Here is a 17,885-nt window from a genome sequence, read left to right as displayed (position 1 = left end):
CTATGTTATTATCAAGCTGAAATAAGAGATAAAATACTCACATTTTCTAAGATTCATATTGTTTGAAAAGCTCCGCAAATAATTTCGGAACGAGATCCATTTTTTCTTCTTTCAAAACACATGCAATCCTCATCTGCGTTGCTCCGGGATTTTTCTCTTCTGTTTTCGGGTTGTAAAAGCCACCCATTGGACTCACTAAGAGAGTCATTTTTTTTCCATTGACACTGACCGATCCTTCGGTTGCGCAGAATGTGATAAAATCTTCTACATTGAAGTCAGGCGTTGCAATATTTCTTACATCTATAACAGAATATATGGAAGCTTCAGGCAAAGAGACGATAATATCCGGTAGAACTTTATGGAAATTATCATACAACTTCTTTAAAATTCTTCTGTAATATTCTCTCTGTTGTGAAATCCAGTTTTGGATTTTCTCTTTACTTTCTTCGGCCAGAGCTTCAACGATATGCTGGTCAACAACCGATGGACACAGGTATGTTGTATTTGCGGAAATGGCTTTATTGTAAAAATATTCGTTGTCCGTAAGCAAGGCGCCCATTCTCAGTCCGCAGGCATTAAAAACCTTTGACATTGTTTCTATGCTTATTCTTATCTTTGCCTCTTCGATATTTGGTACTTCTTTGTTTGTTATATTCCATATTGTTGGTGCAGGATCATCTGTATAATAGAGTCCTCTGTATGCCTCGTCACTTATTAGAAAAATTCCGTTTTCAACACATATCTTTGCATATTTGTTTATGACCTCTTGCCTCATCAACTGTCCGGACGGGTTATCGTAAGGAATTATCAAGAGACCCCCCGGTTTGTATTTTTTGATGGCTTTCTCGATAGTTTCTGCAGGTATATCTGTAAATTTCTCGTTTTTTTGTAACACTCTGGTAATGGCAATTACACTTCTGCCTATCTCTTCTCCTATGGATTTATAATTTGTATATGTTGGATCAACGATCAAAAGCGGTTTGTCTGGTGTTCCCGGATTACCACATATTCCCAGCATAACGATTTTCATAATGTTTGAACCACCTGCATCTATCAGGGAATAAATTTCAGGATTGTTATCTTCTTTAAGGAAGGAACGCACTATATTTATAAACACTTTGTTGCATAATTCTCTCCCTTGAGTATTGCAATATGTCCATATACCATTCTTTAATTCTTTATCCGTAGGATTTAAATATCTTTCAAGCATTTTGGGGTGTGTTTTTAAAGAAACATTTCCTATTGCAGTGTTTATTGCAATTGTGACTTTTTCCCCTCTTTCCCTTTCCTGCTCAGTTCTTTTTTCAAACAGGATTTGAGCGTTTCTGATACAGGAAGGTTTTATAGAGTTAAAGAAAGCAGATACTTTTGCTATCCCTTTATACATTTTTGCTCCTTACATAAGTGTTTTAAAATCAACGGTGGTTGAATTGTAGCCTGATAGATTCAATTGTCAAGTAAGTTTGCTAAAAACATACTTAATTATTTGCTTTTCTATCTTTATTTTCCTAAAATCAGGGAAACGACGAAAGGAGGAAAAGATGAAGAGAAGCGATGTGATGGTAAAGGGTGCGGAAAAAGCACCGCATAGATCGTTATTAAAGGCAGATGGATATACAGATGAAGAATTAAAGAGACCTATTATTGCTATTGCCAGTGCTTTTACAGATATTGTGCCTGGTCATATTCACTTAAAAACACTTGCTGGGGCGGTAAAAGCAGGTATCTATATGATGGGTGGTACGCCTTTTGAATTTAATACCATTGCTGTAGATGATGGTATTGCTATGGGGCATTTGGGTATGCATTACAGTCTTCCTTCACGGGAAAATATTGCTGATGCAGTGGAGATAATGGTCAGTGCTCATCCGGCAGATGGTTTGGTTATTATGCCTGCTTGCGATAAAATTACGCCGGGCATGATCATGGCTGCTGTAAGGGTCAATATTCCCACCATTATGATTTCAGGTGGTCCCATGCTTGCTGGTAGATATAAACAGAGAGATGTAGATTTGGCGCAGGTGTTTGAGGCGGTAGGATCCTACATCAATGGAAAAATTACAGAAGAAGAACTGAAGGGGATAGAAGACGAAGGTTGCCCCAGTTGCGGTTCTTGTTCTGGTATGTATTCTGCGAATTCTATAAACTGTTTGAGTGAATCATTTGGGTTTTCTCTGCCCGGCAACGGCACTGCACCTGCTCCTCTGGCCAAGAGAGTGCGTTTGGCAAAGTATTCAGGTATGAAAATAATGGAATTAGTAGAAAAGGATATTAAACCACGAGATATTATAACGAAAGATTCTTTGGAAAACGCCATATGTGTAGATATGGCTATGGGCTGTTCTACAAATACTGTGCTTCATCTTTTAGCCATTGCCCATGAAGCAGGGATAGATTTGGATTTGAAAACTTTTGATAAGATAAGTGAAAAGGTGCCCACTTTATGTCATTTTAGCCCGGTGGGAAACTACCATGTTCAAGACCTGGATGAAGCAGGTGGCGTAATGGCTATAATGAAGAGATTGGATAGTAGAAAACTCATTCACAAAAAGTGTATCACAGTAACGGGTAAGACGATATATGAAAATTACAAGGATGCTGAGGTAAAAAACAATAAGGTGATAAAACCAATGGATGATCCTTATTCAGAAAGGGGTGGTCTTTCCATTTTGTATGGAAATTTAGCGGAAGAAGGTTCTATCGTAAAACAGTCAGGAGTGAGTGAAAAAATCAGACATTTTAAAGGAAAAGCAAGGGTATTTGATTCGGAGGAAGAAGCATTAGATGCTATATATAAAAAGAAGATAAAGGAAGGAGATGTTGTAGTTATTAGATACGAAGGGCCAGCCGGTGGACCAGGAATGAAAGAAATGCTTTCACCTACATCAGCCATTGCTGGCATGGGTCTGGGTGATAAAGTAGCTTTGATTACAGATGGCAGATTTTCCGGTGCTACAAAGGGGCTTTCCATTGGGCATGTCTGTCCTGAGGCAGTAAGAGGAGGAACTATTGCATTGGTTAAAGAAGGAGATGAAATTGAGATAGATGTAGATAAAAAGAAGATAGATCTTTTAGTTAGCGGGAAGGAATTGAAGAAGAGAAGTAAAAAATGGCAACCCAAAGAACCGAAAATAACAAAAGGTTATCTTTTAAGATATTCAAAGCTTGTTACATCGGCAAATAAGGGAGCTTACTTAGAGGCAAGATAAATGGAAGAGAAATATAATCCGCACCCGATAGAATTGAAGTGGCAAAAAAAATGGGAAGAAAATAGAATTTTTAAGACCAGGACGGAGAAAGATAAACCAAAATTTTATGAATTAGAAATGTATCCTTATCCTTCCGGAAAAATACATATGGGGCATGTAAGAAATTATTCTATAGGCGATGTTATTGCACGTTACAGGCGGATGAACGGTTACAATGTAATGCATCCTATTGGATTTGATGCATTTGGTATGCCGGCAGAAAATGCCGCCATTGAACATAATCTCCGCCCAGAAACCTGGACAAAAGAAAATATTGCCACTATGACAAAACAGCTGAAGAGAATGGGATTTTCCTATGATTGGGATGGTGTTGTAACAACATGCGATTCGGAATACTACAGATGGGAACAGAAGTTGTTTATTGAGATGTTGAGAAAGGATATGGTTTATAAGAAGAAAGCAGAGGTAAACTATTGTCCTCATTGTCAAACGGTTTTAGCTAATGAACAGGTAATGGATGGAAAATGCTGGCGGTGTGGAGGAGGGGTAACAAAAAAAGAGATAGGTGAATGGTTTTTTAGGATTACTGATTATGCGGAACAACTTCTGAGAGATATGGAACAAATAAGAAAAGGATGGCCAGAAAAAGTGCTCATCCAGCAGAAAAACTGGATTGGAAAGAGCATTGGAGCAAGGGTGAAGTTTAAAGTTTCAGAAAAAGATGAGGTTTTAGAAGTATTTACCACAAGACCGGACACATTGTTCGGGGCAACATTTATGTGTATTGCTCCTGACCATCCTTTACTAAAAAAACTTGTAAAGGGAAGTTCTTATGAGGAAAAGGTCCAAAAATTTATTGAGAAATTCCTAAAAACAAAGGATATAAAAGAAAAAGAAAAGGAAGGCATATTTACAGGCATATATGCAGAGAATCCTGTCAATGGAGAAAAGATACCGCTCTATGCGGCGAATTTTGTCCTATTAGAATACGGAACGGGTATTATTATGTCTGTGCCTGCTCATGACCAGAGAGATTTTGAATTTGCTAAAAAATATAATCTACCTCTAAAGGTGGTAACATATAAAGAAGATGCTATACCGAAAGATGGCAAATTGACTGAAGCCTACGAAGGTGAGGGCACGATGGTCAACTCCGGTCAGTTTGATAAGTTGCCTTCTGAACAGGGAAAGTGGGAAGTAACGAAGTGGTTGCAGCAAAAAGGACTGGCAGAAAAAACAATCAACTATGCATTGAGGGATTGGAATGTATCCCGTCAGAGATACTGGGGTGCGCCCATTCCTGTGGTTTATTGCAAAAAATGTGGAATTGTTCCTGTGAATGAGGAAGATTTGCCCATTGAATTGCCAGAAAATACACCATTGACGGGAGAAGGTGATTCTCCTTTAAAAAGGGTAAAGAGTTTTGTGAAAACGACCTGTCCCCAATGTGGAGGAGAAGCGGAAAGGGAAACAGATACATTTGATACATTTGTGGAATCATCATGGTATTTTTTGAGATATGTTTCGCCCCACGAAAAAGACAAAGCGTTTGATGAAAGAAAAGCCCAATATTGGATGCCTGTTGACCAGTATGTGGGGGGTATAGAACATGCTGTCATGCACCTCTTATATGCACGTTATTTCACAAAGGTATTTCGAGATTTGAAGTACATAGATATAGATGAACCGTTCAAAAGACTGTTGACTCAAGGTATGGTTATAAAAGATGGAGCAAAGATGTCTAAATCCAAGGGGAATGTCGTAGACCCTGACTATATCATTGAAAACTACGGTGCAGATACGTCACGGCTATTTATCTTATTTGCCGCTCCGCCAGAGAAGGATTTAGATTGGAGTGATGAAGGGGTAGAAGGGTCATATAGATTCTTGAATCGGGTGTGGAGAATCGTTTACAGGTATAAAGATGTTTGTAAATCAAGTGAAAAAGTTGTGGAATTGAAAGAAGAAAAAAACAAGAGATTACATTATCTTACCCATTTTACAATAAAGTGGGTCACAGAGGATATAGAGAAGAGATACCATTTTAATACTGCTATTGCTCATTTAATGGAGTTTACAAATGCAATATATGATTACATGTATGAGGAAAAAGAAGAAGATAAGATTACTATAAGAGAGGCAATAAGAACACTTATCATGCTGTTGTCCGTCTTTGCTCCTCATATTGCAGAGGAGATGTGGGAAGGAATAGGGGAAAAACCATTTGTATCGGATCAGTGTTGGCCTAAATACGATGAAAAGGCATTAATCAAGAAGACGATAAAGATGGCTATAACGGTGAACGGAAGACTAAGAGATGAAATAGAGGTAGAAAAAGACGCAGCAGAAGAAAAGATAAGAGAACTTGCCTTAAATTCAAAACGCATACAGAAGTATATTCAAGGTAAAGAAGTTAAGAAAATTATTGTTGTAAAACAAAAATTGGTAAATATGGTGGTGAAATAATGTGGCGATTTTTAATTATTCTTTTTTTTCTCTCTGGATGTGGTTATCATTTTGCTGGCACTTACGGCAGTTTACCTCAAAACATAAAATATCTTTATATTGAAGATGTTCAAAATCAGACCACTGAGCCGGGCATAGACACAGAAATGGAAAGAGCGTTATCCAACGAGCTTAATCTGGATAAAAGGATAAAATTAAAGGGGAAAAATAAGGCGGAAGGAATATTGAGTGTTTCTTTAACAGGATATAAAACAAATGCTGCCGCTTTTAATGAAAAGGGAACGGCTACGCGTTTTCGTTCTCTCCTTTGTGCACAGGTGGAATTGTCAAATATAGAAGGGAAAATATTAAGAAAAAGGAAATTGAGTGTATTTGAGGACTATGAGGCAAAGAAGAGCAGCATAGAAGAGAATGAGCAGAAGAGAAAAGAAGCACTTACCAAACTTACACAGGACTTAGCAAGGGAAATTAGAGAGTTTTTATTTATAGGTTTTTAGATTTTTGCTGCTAACTTAAAACTCTCTAATCTGCAAATCCTGAGTCTTTTTTTGGAACAATGCCTTAATTTCATACTCTAAAGTAAAATAAATACCCCGCTTGCCTGGGCGGGTTGTTATTTTCCTACTATTTCCCCTTGTTTTAAAGGAAATCCACGCAGGAAGGAAGGGGAGTCCATAACCTTTTTGCCTTCCATTTGAACTTGTTCTACTTTTAAAGCACCATCTTTACAACAGATATAAAAGGCATCTTTGTCTATCTTTATTATTTTCCCATAATTATAATCTTTTTCCTTTAATGAAACAGGCGAGGACTTTAGAATTTTAAGGCGTTTTCCATTTAAAAATGTGAATGTACCTGGTCTGGGGTTCATGCCCTGTATCTTCCTTGCAATCGTAGAGGCAGATTCTTTAAAGTTTAAGCTTCCGTCTTCTTTTTTTAAAGGAGGAGCATAGGTGAACAGTTTTTCGCGTTGTTTTTTTCTGCTGATTCTTCCATATTCTATGTTTTCTAAACAGCATAAAAGCATTTTTCTTCCTGTGTTTGAAAGTTTTTCAGATAGTGAGATGTAGCTGTCTTTTTCATCTATTTTTACTACCCATTGCATTAGAATATCCCCAGCATCCATTTTGTTGCTGACCTCCATAATTGTCACTCCTGTTAGCTTGTCTCCATTGATGATTGCCCAATTCATGGGAGCCGGGCCTCTATACAGAGGAAGCAGAGAAGGATGGATATTTATTATCCTATAAGAGAAAATCTTATTCAGTTGCTCGGGGATAAACTTTCCATAGGATACTACAATACCTATTTGCGCATTATATTTTTTTATCTCTTCCAAAAACGAAGGTACTTTAAGATCTTCAGGTTGAATTACAGGAATATTTAACCCTTGTGCTGTTTCTTTCACAGGAGAAGGTGAAATTATTTTCCCTCTTCCACTTTTTTTATCAGGTGTAGTTATTATACAAACTATTTTGTGTTGCGAATTGTTTAATGTGTAAAGAAAGGGAACTGCCCATTCAGATGTGCCAAAAAATACGATATTCATCCAGTTTTTAAGCGCATTTTTCTTCGGTGATTGCGAAAGAGTTCTTTTCTTAAGGGTGAAATACGGTCAATAAACAGTATGCCGTTTAAATGGTCAACTTCATGCTGTGCTACAACGGAAAAAAATGTATCTGTCTCTATTGTTCTTTCCTCTCCTTTCCTGTCTATATATTTTATTTTTATATATTTTCCTCTTGGTACCGGTGAGTAAAAATCTGGAACACTCAGGCATCCCTCTTCATGTTCTTCAAACTCACCTGCATTTTCTAAGATCTCGGGATTTATCATTTCGACCAGGCCGAAACCGGGGTCATTCTTTTGCAAATCTATAATGGCTACCCTTATATTTATCCCTACCTGAGGAGCGGCGAGGCCGATACCTTTATATTTATACATGATTTCTTTCATATTATCTAAAAGCCTTATTATATTATCAGCTATTTTTTTTACATCTTCTGATTTAGCTTTTAATATCTTATCGGGGTAGGTTATCAATTTCACCTTCATCTTCTCATCCTTCATTGTCCATTCTGATGGCCCCAATGGGAATTGAACCCATGTCCCCGGCTTGAGAGGCCGGTGTCCTTACCCCTAGACTATGGGGCCTAATTGGCTGGGGAGCAGGGATTCGAACCCCGATTGACGGATTCAGAGTCCGCTGTCCTGCCGTTAGACGACTCCCCAACATTGTTAGAGAATTTAACATTCACAAAATAATAAGTCAAGTGAGCGCTTGCAAATCATAAATTTGTCAAGATTGGAGTAATCCTCCATAGCCCAGGTCGTAAATCTCTTTTTCTGTAAGTTTTTCCCCTATTGCAATGTGGGGTAGTATAAAATCTAATGATGACCTGCTGCTGTATACGGCACCGGCAGGTATACCAAGAATTGCCACATTTCCGATATAGCCGATACTCAAATAATTGCCGGGTTGAATGGGGAGACCACGGGAGAATGTTTTGGCTTTATTTTTTATTGCCAGGTATGTTACATCATCAGGATCTACAGATGTACCGCCTGTTATCAGTATTACATCACATCCAATTTGGATGGATTTTTCTATCTCTGTTTCTATTACTTCTTTTTTATCCGGCGCTTTTGCAGTATAGGCAATGTTACAATTATAGGTGCTCTTGATTTTCTGGTTCAAGCGGGGTGTAAATGTGTCTTCTATCTTTCCATAGAAAACTTCGTTGCCCGTGGCGATGATACCTATATTTTTTTTCAAAAAAGGCCTAACAGAAACTATGCCTCCTTTGACTATTTCCTTCGCTTTTTCAATAATCTTCTTTGATGTGAATAGCCCTACGATGCGGACGGAGGCAACCTTTTGCCCTTTTTTTACTACCTTATTTGAAGGTAGAGTAGGGCAACTGGGAACTTTTAAGAGATTGAATTGAAGGAGTTTTTCTCTGTCTATCCTTGTCAATCCTTTGAAAGAAGAGTATATGTTTATCTTTCCTTCTGAAGGCTGCCTGTCTCTATATGTTCCTTCTCTCATTAAACTTTCGGCTAATTCAATTGCCGCATCGTCTTCGTGTATTTCGTCGGGCGAAAGATTGATGATATATACATGTTCTTTCCCTAAACGCTTGAATTTCTCAATGTCTTCTTCCTGAATTACATATCCTTTTTTAAATAAAGGGCCCTTGAATTTTTCCCTTATGTCTATAAGCGTTACATCATGTGCCAATAATTTGCCAATTGCTTGCTCTATTTTGATTTTTTCAATGCGACTCAAAACATATCCTCTTTAAACCCAAAAGTTTTTGTGCTGAGGCAATGGTCACACCATAGAATATGACAATTCTGCTCTTGTTATCTTCTTTAAATGTCTTTATTATTTCATCGATCTTCCCATCAACGATTGCATTGCCATTTGCCAAAGTTAAGAAAGAACCTGCTACAATATTCTTCATGTTTTTTTCGTCTTCTATTAAAACATCGTAAAAATTTTTATCCTTATTTTTATTATCGCATATCCTTATATTTTCTTTCCCTATTTTTTTTATTAGAGCTTCAGCGATAGTGGGTTGTAATCCTATCATCCCTATGGTAAGAAACATACCATATCTACGAGAAAAGCTATCAGCTATCTTTTGTGCACATCTTTTAACCTCTTTTTCATTGCAGTGAACTGTTCCTTCTATTAGATTTAGGTGTTTTAAGACGGCATTTGTACAGACTATAAATAATGCGCGATTTTCAGATGTATTTAAATCTATATTCAAAATATCTTTTATTTTACCTTGAAAATTTATAGCACCTGTGCTGAATGCCTGTCCCTTATTTCCTTTAAAGTCTGCTTCTATCAATATTTCTTTTTCGTGTGGTGAAGATGGGCAGGTTTTAATTTCAATGTCTTCATGCTTAAGATTATTTTTTTCTATGATGTTTATAAAATTTTCCTTTAATTCTTCAATCAGACTCATTTTATAGATTGCTGTTCATTTTTTCCATTCTACTAAGCCATCTATAAGAAATTGTCTGTTTTGTGTTCATTGAAGTTTTTAGAAAATCATCAAACCAGTAAGCATCTTTATTTATTTTGAAAACCATAAATTGTGATGCATTTCCCGGACTTGCAGAACGATGATATTGCATATAGATGTGTTCTGGCGTTGTTCCTGCTACTTCAATTTTTCCTGTGGAATGAGACATTATAAAGCGCGCCGTTCCAGCCAGACCAGAGACCTGCATCCTCGCTTTTCTAAATATTTCATAAGATTCAGCTACTGGCACGGCATAAATTCTGTTTCCTAATGTAGGGCGGCACTGAAATACATAGTATGAAGATATACCCATAAAGGAAAGACTACGAAATAGTTCTGCTAAAGTATCAGGGTCATTGTTAACTCCTCTGATAAGCGGTGTTTGATTGATGACAATTGTACCTGCTTCTAACAGTCGTGTAATGGCATCAATGCTAATAGGAGTTAACTCTCTGGGATGATTGAAATTTGTCATTATATAGATGCGTTTTTGAGGTAAACTGTATCGGTTCAGCATCTCAGTTAAAGATGGATCTTCTGTGATCCTGTATGGATTAAACGCAGGCATCTTTGTTCCTATACGAATAATCTTTACATGTTCAATGCAGCGTATCCTTTGTATAAAACTCTCCAGTTTTTTTGTAGACATAATCAGTGGATCGCCGCCCGATAAAAGAACATTGCTAATCTCAGGATGATTGCGGATATACTGTAAATTTGGAGAAATATTGTGAGTTACCTCACTATCTTCATTCATAAACAGGCGCTTACGAAAGCAAAAGCGACAGAATCCTCCGCATATATTGTTGACAAGTAAAAGAGCTGTATCTGAGTATTTGTGTTCTAAACCCAATGTTTTTGCATAATGTGCCTCTTCGGAGGCATCAAGTTTACCCCACGGTATTAATTCTCCTTCATGGGGAATAATTATCCGTCTGATAGGGTCATCTTCATTTGACCAATCAATTAAGGATAAGTAATAATCATTAGCTCTAAATGCAAATTTTTTTGTAACTTTTTTTAACCTTCGCCGTTGCTCAATGGGAATTTGAGTAACCTGCAAAATATCAGTAATATATCTAATCTTCTTCACATATTTTCCTTTTAGTTAGTTTCTTCTATTTTATTTATTTTTATTGTGCCTGTCAAATTTAGTTAGTATAGAGACTTTAAGTGCCTTAGAAACAATACAACCTCTTTGCTACTCTTACAGAAATAATGGGCTTTTGAATATTTTTTATAACCGACTACAATAGATATATCATCTTCTCTTAGTATCTTAAATGCATCTTCGTCAGTTTTGTCGTCGCCTATGTAAACCTTTAGTATTTCTTCCTTTAAATTAAGCATTTGTTGCATTTTTATTATTGCCTTTCCCTTATCCCAATTGATTTTTGGCCTTACCTCGTAAACCTTTTTCCCGGAGGTTATTCTTAATGTCTCCCGATAAAGATTGACGATGTCCTGAATGATTTTTTTTATGTCTTTTGCCGACTTTCCCACAACATTGCGGTAATGGATACTTAGAGTCAAACCTTTATCTTCAATCAAAACACCATCTATTGTATTTAATTGTGCCTTTAATTCTTTGACAACATTTTTTAGAATGGGTTTTGTTCTTTCTGCCTCTGGATGCACCCAACAATTTTCTTTATAAGAAATTTCAAACCCGTGATTCCCGGCATAGAGTATATTTTCAACACCTATCAGCTTTTTAATCTCATTTAATGAACGACCGCTGATAATGTCCATGGAGATACATGGATTTTGAGAAAGATCAGTCAACAACTCTTTTGTTTCGGATGAAAGTTTAGCTAATGATGGGTTTTTACAGATAGGCACGAGTGTTCCGTCATAGTCCAGGCACAACAAAATATAATCGGTGTTTCTTATTTTATTTGATATTTCTCTGAGACGATCAAACAGATATTTTTTCACAAGTTTACTATGTCTTCCTTATGATACAATGATAAAAATAACAAAAGATAATCACGAATGTGTCTGGTAATAAGAAAATTGTCCTTTATATGTTCTCTTCCGTTTTCCCCTAACTTTTTTGCATATTCGGGATCGTTTAAGAGTTGTTTTATCCAGTAAGCTGTTCCTTCTATGGTATGGGTTAGGATGCCGGAATATCTGTGTATAATTTGTAATGGTATACCTCCCACAGCAGATGCAATTACCGGTTTTGCCTTCCATAAAGCCTCAGAAACGGTGAGTCCAAAGCCCTCCCGTAAGGATTTCTGGAGTATAATAGTTGAACCTCTTTGCAGTGCGTTTATCTCTAAATGAGAAGCAGGAGAAAGATGCAGTACAAATATATCTTTGTCTTCTTTTGCTTCTTCTGTCACTGCTTTAAGCACCTTTTTACCCTCTGGATCGTCTGTTGCTCCACCTCCGGCTAAAACGAGTTGACAATCTATGTGTTTTTTTACAAGACGATAGGCTCTTATTACACCTATAGGATCTTTTAAATAATCAAACCTTGAAATTTGGGTTATAATGGGTTTTTCTCTATCGATACCATATCCTTCAAAAACAGAGTCTATGAATTTTGCGGATAAATCTCTATTCTTCTCACTCAAAGGATCTATGGAGGGAGAGATGAGAATCTGTTTGGTAGAGATATCTCGACCAAATGTAGGGGCGGAGAAGACAACGGTGTCATATTTTTCAATATAACTTTTTAGAAATGACCAAATACGCTTATTGGGATTAGAAAAGTCGATATGACATCGCCAAATCCAATTCTTTCCTATTTTTTCTCTCTTTTTAATAAGTGCAGCAGGTTGAGGATCATGAACAAATATTATGTCACCGTAGAAGTTTATTTCCTCTGCGTTTTTTTGATTGACATCCAAAAAGTAATTCAACTCATCATTTGTAATTTCTACCCTTGCAGAATGAAGGGCATTGTGTATCTTTTTACTTATCACAAAGAATTTTTCATCACCCTTTATAACGCTCCATCCTATATTCACACCCAATTCTTTCAAAAGTGGTATTATTCTGCTTAGTATCTCTGCCACTCCACCGCCCACAGCGGCAGAATTTATATTTTGAATCGTCTTTCCAGAAACCCTGCTTGCTAAAAAGTGCAACTCATCAATTACATTATCTCCAGCAATTTTTCTATATTCGTCTAATTTAGTCATTTTTAGTTTTCCTTGCAGATAATAGAGATTATCTTTTCCCTCAATCCTTCCAACGTATATGTGTAAGGGTCTAAGCGAGAAATTTCTGCGGCGATTTTATCCTTGCCTAAGTCTCTTAGCCATCTGGAAAAGTCGTTGTCCACTTTTCCCAACCTTATCCGCGCTTCAAAGATGTGAAAGTAAAGAGAGCTCTTTGTTACCTTCTTCAAGATTTCTTTGAACTCTTTTAGATTGTGAGCAATATAAGGCGTGGGTAAAATAAATGTTTTACAAGCCATAAAATGAAATTCACTGCCTTCTGGACAATTTCTGGCTGGTCTGCCTTTGTTTATGTGCTCTTCTAAGATTTCAATAAATCTATTTCTCAACTCTTTTATACTTGCAAACTCGATTATATCTATACTGCCAATTTCTTCTCCCAGGGTATTTTCCTCCAATACATTACTGATCCAGTAAGCAAAATCGTTGGCTGGTTCGGGTAATAGATAATGATGCTGTTCCAAGAATTTATGGGTGTGGTAAAAGATGGAGGAGTCGGGGACAACCTTTATTCCCTCCAGGAGTTCCATTACATTTTTGGATTTCTTGTTTAGAATTTCTACCAGATCAAATTGGGTATGAAAGTAAAAAGGTTCGCTCATTTTAAATTTCTTCTAAACCAAGCTTGAAAATTTCGGATAAAATCTTAGCCGTCCAACGATAGATGTTGTTTCCTTCTACAATTTCTCTCATTCTCTGCATTCTCTTTTCCTTTTCCTCTCCATCCATCTCTAATGCTTCTTTTATTGTATCTGCAAATTGGTCTGTAGCGAAAGGATTTATAAGCAACGCTGTCTCTAACTCGCGAGCGGAGCCAGTAAATCTACTTAGAATTAAAACACCATCATTGTCCCATCTGGATGCAATAAATTCCTTGGCAACGAGATTCATCCCGTCGTGAAGAGAACTGACAATGCATATATCTGCCAGGCGATAATAGTTTATCAGGTCTTCTTGAGAGAAATAAGTCTTGCGCAATATAATAGGCTGCCAATCTTTGAACTGGTATTTTTCGTTAATTTCAACCATCAGGTGATATACTTCGTCATTATAGTTTTTGTACTGTTGAAGATGAATGCGAGAAAGGGGACCTAATTGGAGGAAGGTGAAGCGGCCGAGATATTGGGGATATTTTTCAAAAAATCTGTCAATTGCCTTAAATCGCTCTAAGATACCCTTTGTATAATCGATTCTATCTACACCTATTCCTATAAGTCTATTCCTTAATCTGCGATCTCTTTTTATTCTTTTGATATTTTCTTCAACTTTTGCCTGCCTTGACATATTTTCTATTTTTTTGAAATCCACACTTATGGGAAATGGTCTGATCAGTGTTTCTTTCTCGTTATGAGTTATAGAAGATTTTTCCCAATCCACTTTTGCTTCAATGAAATGATCTACTGTATCTAAAAAGTTTTGACAGTGATAGCGAATATGGAATCCTAAAAGATCGTTTCCCAGAAGACCCTCTAATATTTCATCACCCCAGGGGCATATTCTAAAGGTCTCTTCATTGGGCCAGGGAATATGCCAAAATTGAGCAACTGTGATGTCTGGTCTTTTATCTTTGAGAATTTTAGAAAGCAGGGTGAAATGATAATCCTGAATAAAAACAAAACCTTCATTATCACCCATTTCTTCCAGTATAATTTCGGCGAATTTTTCATTTACTTTTCGGTACATATCCCAGTCCGATTTTCTGAAAATAGGCCTGGTATAGGCGTTGTGACAGAGTGGCCATAACCCTTCATTGGCAAATCCAAAATAGTAACCGTTCATTTCCTCTTTGGTTAACCAGACCCTTCTCAAGGTATAATTTGGGTTTTCTGGTGGAACCTGAATGTGGTCGTTTGAATCCACAACATCTTTGTCTGCTTCACCGGAGCCGTGAGCAACCCATGTTCCTCCACAAGTCTGCATTACGGTGTTTAATGCCAGTGCCATGCCACTGACAGGCATAACGCACCTGATTTCATCTTCAAAGAATCTATGAAGGTAGGGTTCTCTGTTGGATACAATTATAAACTTATATGATCCTATTTTTGCTTTGACTATTTCTTTTAAATTATCTTTGTCCCATGCCATCTTTGTTATTCTATTTGTTTTTTAAATAGCTGTCAATTTATCTTAATGCATATTGTTCGATAAATGTTTTTACCTGTTCGAAGGAGGCATCGATAATGGTAAACCTTTCTTTCTTTTTTTCTATATTTTGTAAGGAGGGTGGTATAGGCGGTATTCTACCAGTGCCTTTTTCCACAGGTTTTCGAAATTTTGCAGGATGGGCAGTGGCTAAACAAATTAATGGTTTTTCTTTATCTCGCAATTGTCTTCCTACCTTCACTCCAACTGCGGTGTGGGGATCAAGGATGTATCCCGTTTCTTTGTAAAAGTTTCTTATCTCTTCTATTGTTTCAGTTTCCGTAGCTTTTGCAGAGAGGAAATCTGCTTGTACTGTTTGTAATTTTTGTTTGTTTATCTTTATCTCTCCATATTTAGAAAATGTGTTCATTAGTTGTCTTATTTTTTCACCATTTTCATCAAACAGGTAATACAGATAGCGCTCAAAGTTGCTGGCTATCTGTATGTCCATAGAAGGGCTTATGGTATTTGTAACCTTCCCTTTTTTGTAGATACCTGTATTTACGAATTTTGACAGTATATCATTTTCATTTGTAGCGAGGATGAGTTTATCTATAGGCAAACCCATTTTTTTGGCTATAAAACCGGCAAAGATATTACCGAAATTACCAGTAGGCACACTGAAACAAACAGAACCTTTGGCATGAATTTGAAAATAGGCATAAAAATAGTAGATGATTTGAGCCAGAATGCGTGTCCAATTTATGGAATTTACTGCCCCCAACATATATTTCTGCTTAAATTGAATGTCGGAGAATATCTTTTTTACAATGTATTGGCAGTCATCAAATGAGCCCTTTATGGCAATGCAGAATACATTTTTTTCTTCCACTGTAGTCATTTGTTTTTGCTGGATAGGGCTGACTTTTCCATAAGGATAAAGAATGAATATATTCATATTCTTTTTACCTCTAACCCCCTCTATGGCTGCACTGCCTGTATCGCCGGATGTAGCCCCTAATATATTCATCTTTCTTCCTTCTTTTTGTAGGATGTATTCAAATAGGTTGCCCAAAAATTGTAAGGCGATATCTTTAAAGGCAAGTGTTGGTCCATGGAATAGTTCTGCAATATATATACCGTCTTTTTTTACCACCGGTACAACCTTCTCTGTATCAAAAGAAGAATAACTTTTTTGGATAAGCTTCCATAATGTGCTTTCTTCTATCTCATCGCCGATATATGTCTTCATTAAATAAAGTGTCAATTCTCTGAAATTGAGTTGGGAGAGATCTTCTTTAATGACAGGGATATATTGGGAAATGAGCAACCCTCCGTCATTGGCAAGACCCATTTTTACCGTCTGTATAAATGAGATATTTTTTGTTTTGCCCCTTGTACTCTGGTAAAACATACTATAAAGTTAGTAGAATCATAATTTAAAGTCAATCTTATTCATTTGACAAAGATATTGGATATGGATAAATTTATTATGGATGCCGAAGTGGCGGAATTGGTAGACGCGCTAGATTCAGGATCTAGTGGAGGATTTTCTCCGTACGGGTTCGAGTCCCGTCTTCGGCATTTATTTTTATCAGGCAAGAGGAGAAAAAGATGAAAGAGAGCTTCTTATTTACTTCAGAATCTGTGTGTGAAGGTCATCCAGATAAAATAGCAGACCAAATCTCCGATGCAATCTTAGATGCCATAATAAAGGACGATAAAAACTGTCGTGTGGCTTGTGAGACATTGCTTACCAGGGGCATAGCATTTGTGGCAGGAGAAATTACAACTACTGCTTATGCGGATATTCCTGATATTGTTCGGAATGTGGTAAAAGATATTGGATATATTGATGCTTCTTATGGTTTTGACTATCATTCCTGCGGCATAATAACATCCATTCATGCTCAATCCCCAGATATCTCAATGGGAGTAGATAAAACCGAGGGTATTTTGGGTGCCGGAGACCAGGGAATGATGTTCGGTTACGCTACTGATGAAACTCCTGAATACTTACCCCTGACCATTGCTTATGCTCATAGAATTGCTAAAAGACTTGCGGAGGTAAGAAAAGAAGGCATACTTCCTTACCTGCGTCCTGACGGTAAATGTCAGGTATCTATCCGCTATCTGAATCATAAACCAGAAAAAGTGATAGCTGTAGTTGTTTCTGCTCAACATAGCCCAAAAATAGAAATAGAAAAATTGCGTAAGGATATTCTGGAATATGTGATAGAGCATGTTATTCCTAAACACAAGTGGGATGAAAATATGAAAATCTATATAAATCCCACCGGCAGATTTGTAGTGGGAGGACCGCAGGCGGATACTGGTCTTACAGGGAGAAAGATTATTGTAGATACATACGGTGGCGTTGGTTCTCACGGTGGGGGATGCTTTTCTGGAAAAGATCCTACAAAAGTCGATAGATCGGGGTCGTATATGGCACGCTATGTGGCAAAAAATATTGTTGTTGCAGGATTGGCAAAGAGCTGCGAAGTGCAAATTGCCTATGCTATCGGTGTGGCGGAACCTGTTTCCCTTATGCTGCACACCTATGGTACGGGCATCATGCCTAAAGAAGAGATAAGAAAGTTGGTTCTATCTACCTATGATTTAACGCCTGCCGGTATTATAAAAAAATTGGATCTTTTGAGACCTATATATAGGAAAACTGCTGTTTATGGCCATTTCGGCAGAGACGATGAAGATTTTACATGGGAAAAAACAGATACAGCAGAAATTTTAAGGAAAAAGGCGGGGATATAATAATGGATTATCACATAGCGGACTTGAACCTATCTTCTAATGGCGAGAGAAGGATAGAATGGGCAGAAAAAGAAATGGGGGTGTTGAGATTAATAAAAGAGCGTTTTCAGAAGGAAAAACCA

The 17,885-nt window shown here is 37.1% G+C and carries 15 protein-coding genes and 3 tRNA genes; 5 read left to right on the top strand and 13 right to left on the bottom strand.

Features of this window, described 5'->3' with window-relative positions; translation table 11 throughout:
* Positions 1–46: 46 nt before the first annotated feature.
* A complete protein-coding gene (locus J7J10_01535; GenBank protein MCD6129622.1) occupies positions 47–1,387 on the bottom strand; it encodes a pyridoxal phosphate-dependent aminotransferase in 1,341 nt (446 codons plus the stop codon).
* 154 nt (positions 1,388–1,541) lie between these two features.
* On the opposite strand from J7J10_01535, the gene ilvD reads away from it, so the two are divergent.
* The 3 genes from ilvD to J7J10_01520 are packed head-to-tail and all read left to right on the top strand — an operon-like array spanning position 1,542 to position 6,172.
* Positions 1,542–3,209, top strand: a complete 1,668-nt coding sequence (gene ilvD, locus J7J10_01530) for a dihydroxy-acid dehydratase (GenBank protein ID MCD6129621.1) — start codon at positions 1,542–1,544, stop codon at positions 3,207–3,209.
* Entirely contained in the window at positions 3,210–5,675 is a 2,466-nt protein-coding gene (locus tag J7J10_01525; GenBank protein ID MCD6129620.1) for a leucine--tRNA ligase, read from the top strand. It abuts the gene before it with no gap.
* Positions 5,675–6,172 carry a hypothetical protein gene (locus J7J10_01520; protein MCD6129619.1) on the top strand — a complete coding sequence of 166 codons (498 nt, stop codon included), beginning with the start codon at positions 5,675–5,677 and terminating at the stop codon, positions 6,170–6,172. Before J7J10_01525 ends, J7J10_01520 begins: the two co-directional genes overlap by 1 nt.
* A gap of 116 nt (positions 6,173–6,288) precedes the next feature.
* On the opposite strand, the gene fmt is transcribed toward J7J10_01520, so the two are convergent.
* The 12 genes from fmt to J7J10_01460 all read right to left on the bottom strand — a co-directional run bounded on the left by fmt (position 6,289) and on the right by J7J10_01460 (position 16,405).
* On the bottom strand, positions 6,289–7,224 hold the full coding sequence (gene fmt / locus J7J10_01515) for a methionyl-tRNA formyltransferase (protein ID MCD6129618.1): 936 nt from the start codon (positions 7,222–7,224) through the stop codon (positions 6,289–6,291).
* Positions 7,221–7,730: a peptide deformylase gene (gene def, locus J7J10_01510; GenBank protein MCD6129617.1), complete on the bottom strand. Its 510-nt coding sequence runs from the start codon at positions 7,728–7,730 to the stop codon at positions 7,221–7,223. The genes fmt and def overlap by 4 nt, the downstream gene beginning before the upstream one ends.
* Before the next feature lie 27 nt (positions 7,731–7,757).
* Positions 7,758–7,829, bottom strand: a tRNA-Glu gene (locus J7J10_01505).
* Between the two features lie 4 nt (positions 7,830–7,833).
* Positions 7,834–7,907 (bottom strand) — tRNA-Gln (locus tag J7J10_01500).
* 67 nt (positions 7,908–7,974) lie between these two features.
* Positions 7,975–8,964 (bottom strand): molybdopterin-binding protein, encoded by a 990-nt coding sequence (locus tag J7J10_01495; protein MCD6129616.1) that lies wholly within the window; start codon positions 8,962–8,964, stop codon positions 7,975–7,977.
* A complete protein-coding gene (locus J7J10_01490; GenBank protein MCD6129615.1) occupies positions 8,951–9,655 on the bottom strand; it encodes a hypothetical protein in 705 nt (234 codons plus the stop codon). Before J7J10_01490 ends, J7J10_01495 begins: the two co-directional genes overlap by 14 nt.
* A gap of 1 nt (position 9,656) precedes the next feature.
* Complete coding sequence (locus J7J10_01485) at positions 9,657–10,808, bottom strand: KamA family radical SAM protein (GenBank protein MCD6129614.1); 1,152 nt, start codon at positions 10,806–10,808, stop codon at positions 9,657–9,659.
* Positions 10,809–10,870: 62 nt separating this feature from the next.
* Positions 10,871–11,653: a trehalose-phosphatase gene (otsB, locus tag J7J10_01480; GenBank protein ID MCD6129613.1), complete on the bottom strand. Its 783-nt coding sequence runs from the start codon at positions 11,651–11,653 to the stop codon at positions 10,871–10,873.
* Positions 11,650–12,870 carry a glycosyltransferase gene (locus J7J10_01475; GenBank protein ID MCD6129612.1) on the bottom strand — a complete coding sequence of 407 codons (1,221 nt, stop codon included), beginning with the start codon at positions 12,868–12,870 and terminating at the stop codon, positions 11,650–11,652. Before J7J10_01475 ends, otsB begins: the two co-directional genes overlap by 4 nt.
* A gap of 2 nt (positions 12,871–12,872) precedes the next feature.
* On the bottom strand, positions 12,873–13,511 hold the full coding sequence (locus J7J10_01470) for a hypothetical protein (GenBank protein ID MCD6129611.1): 639 nt from the start codon (positions 13,509–13,511) through the stop codon (positions 12,873–12,875).
* A 1-nt stretch (position 13,512) separates the two neighbouring features.
* The gene (locus J7J10_01465; GenBank protein ID MCD6129610.1) at positions 13,513–14,928 is read right to left on the bottom strand and encodes a trehalose-6-phosphate synthase; all 1,416 of its coding nucleotides are present in this window, start codon (positions 14,926–14,928) and stop codon (positions 13,513–13,515) included.
* Between the two features lie 103 nt (positions 14,929–15,031).
* On the bottom strand, positions 15,032–16,405 hold the full coding sequence (locus J7J10_01460) for a threonine synthase (protein ID MCD6129609.1): 1,374 nt from the start codon (positions 16,403–16,405) through the stop codon (positions 15,032–15,034).
* Positions 16,406–16,489: 84 nt separating this feature from the next.
* On the opposite strand from J7J10_01460, the gene J7J10_01455 reads away from it, so the two are divergent.
* Together J7J10_01455 and metK are read left to right on the top strand one after the other, a co-directional pair.
* Positions 16,490–16,575: transfer RNA gene (locus J7J10_01455), tRNA-Leu, on the top strand.
* Positions 16,576–16,605: 30 nt separating this feature from the next.
* On the top strand, positions 16,606–17,763 hold the full coding sequence (gene metK / locus J7J10_01450; protein ID MCD6129608.1) for a methionine adenosyltransferase: 1,158 nt from the start codon (positions 16,606–16,608) through the stop codon (positions 17,761–17,763).
* Positions 17,764–17,885 lie beyond the last annotated feature (122 nt).

It is taken from the genome of Deltaproteobacteria bacterium (assembly GCA_021159305.1).
Taxonomy (GTDB): Bacteria; Campylobacterota_A; Desulfurellia; order JAGGSF01; family JAGGSF01; genus JAGGSF01.
This window is presented reverse-complemented; position numbering and strand designations above follow the sequence as displayed.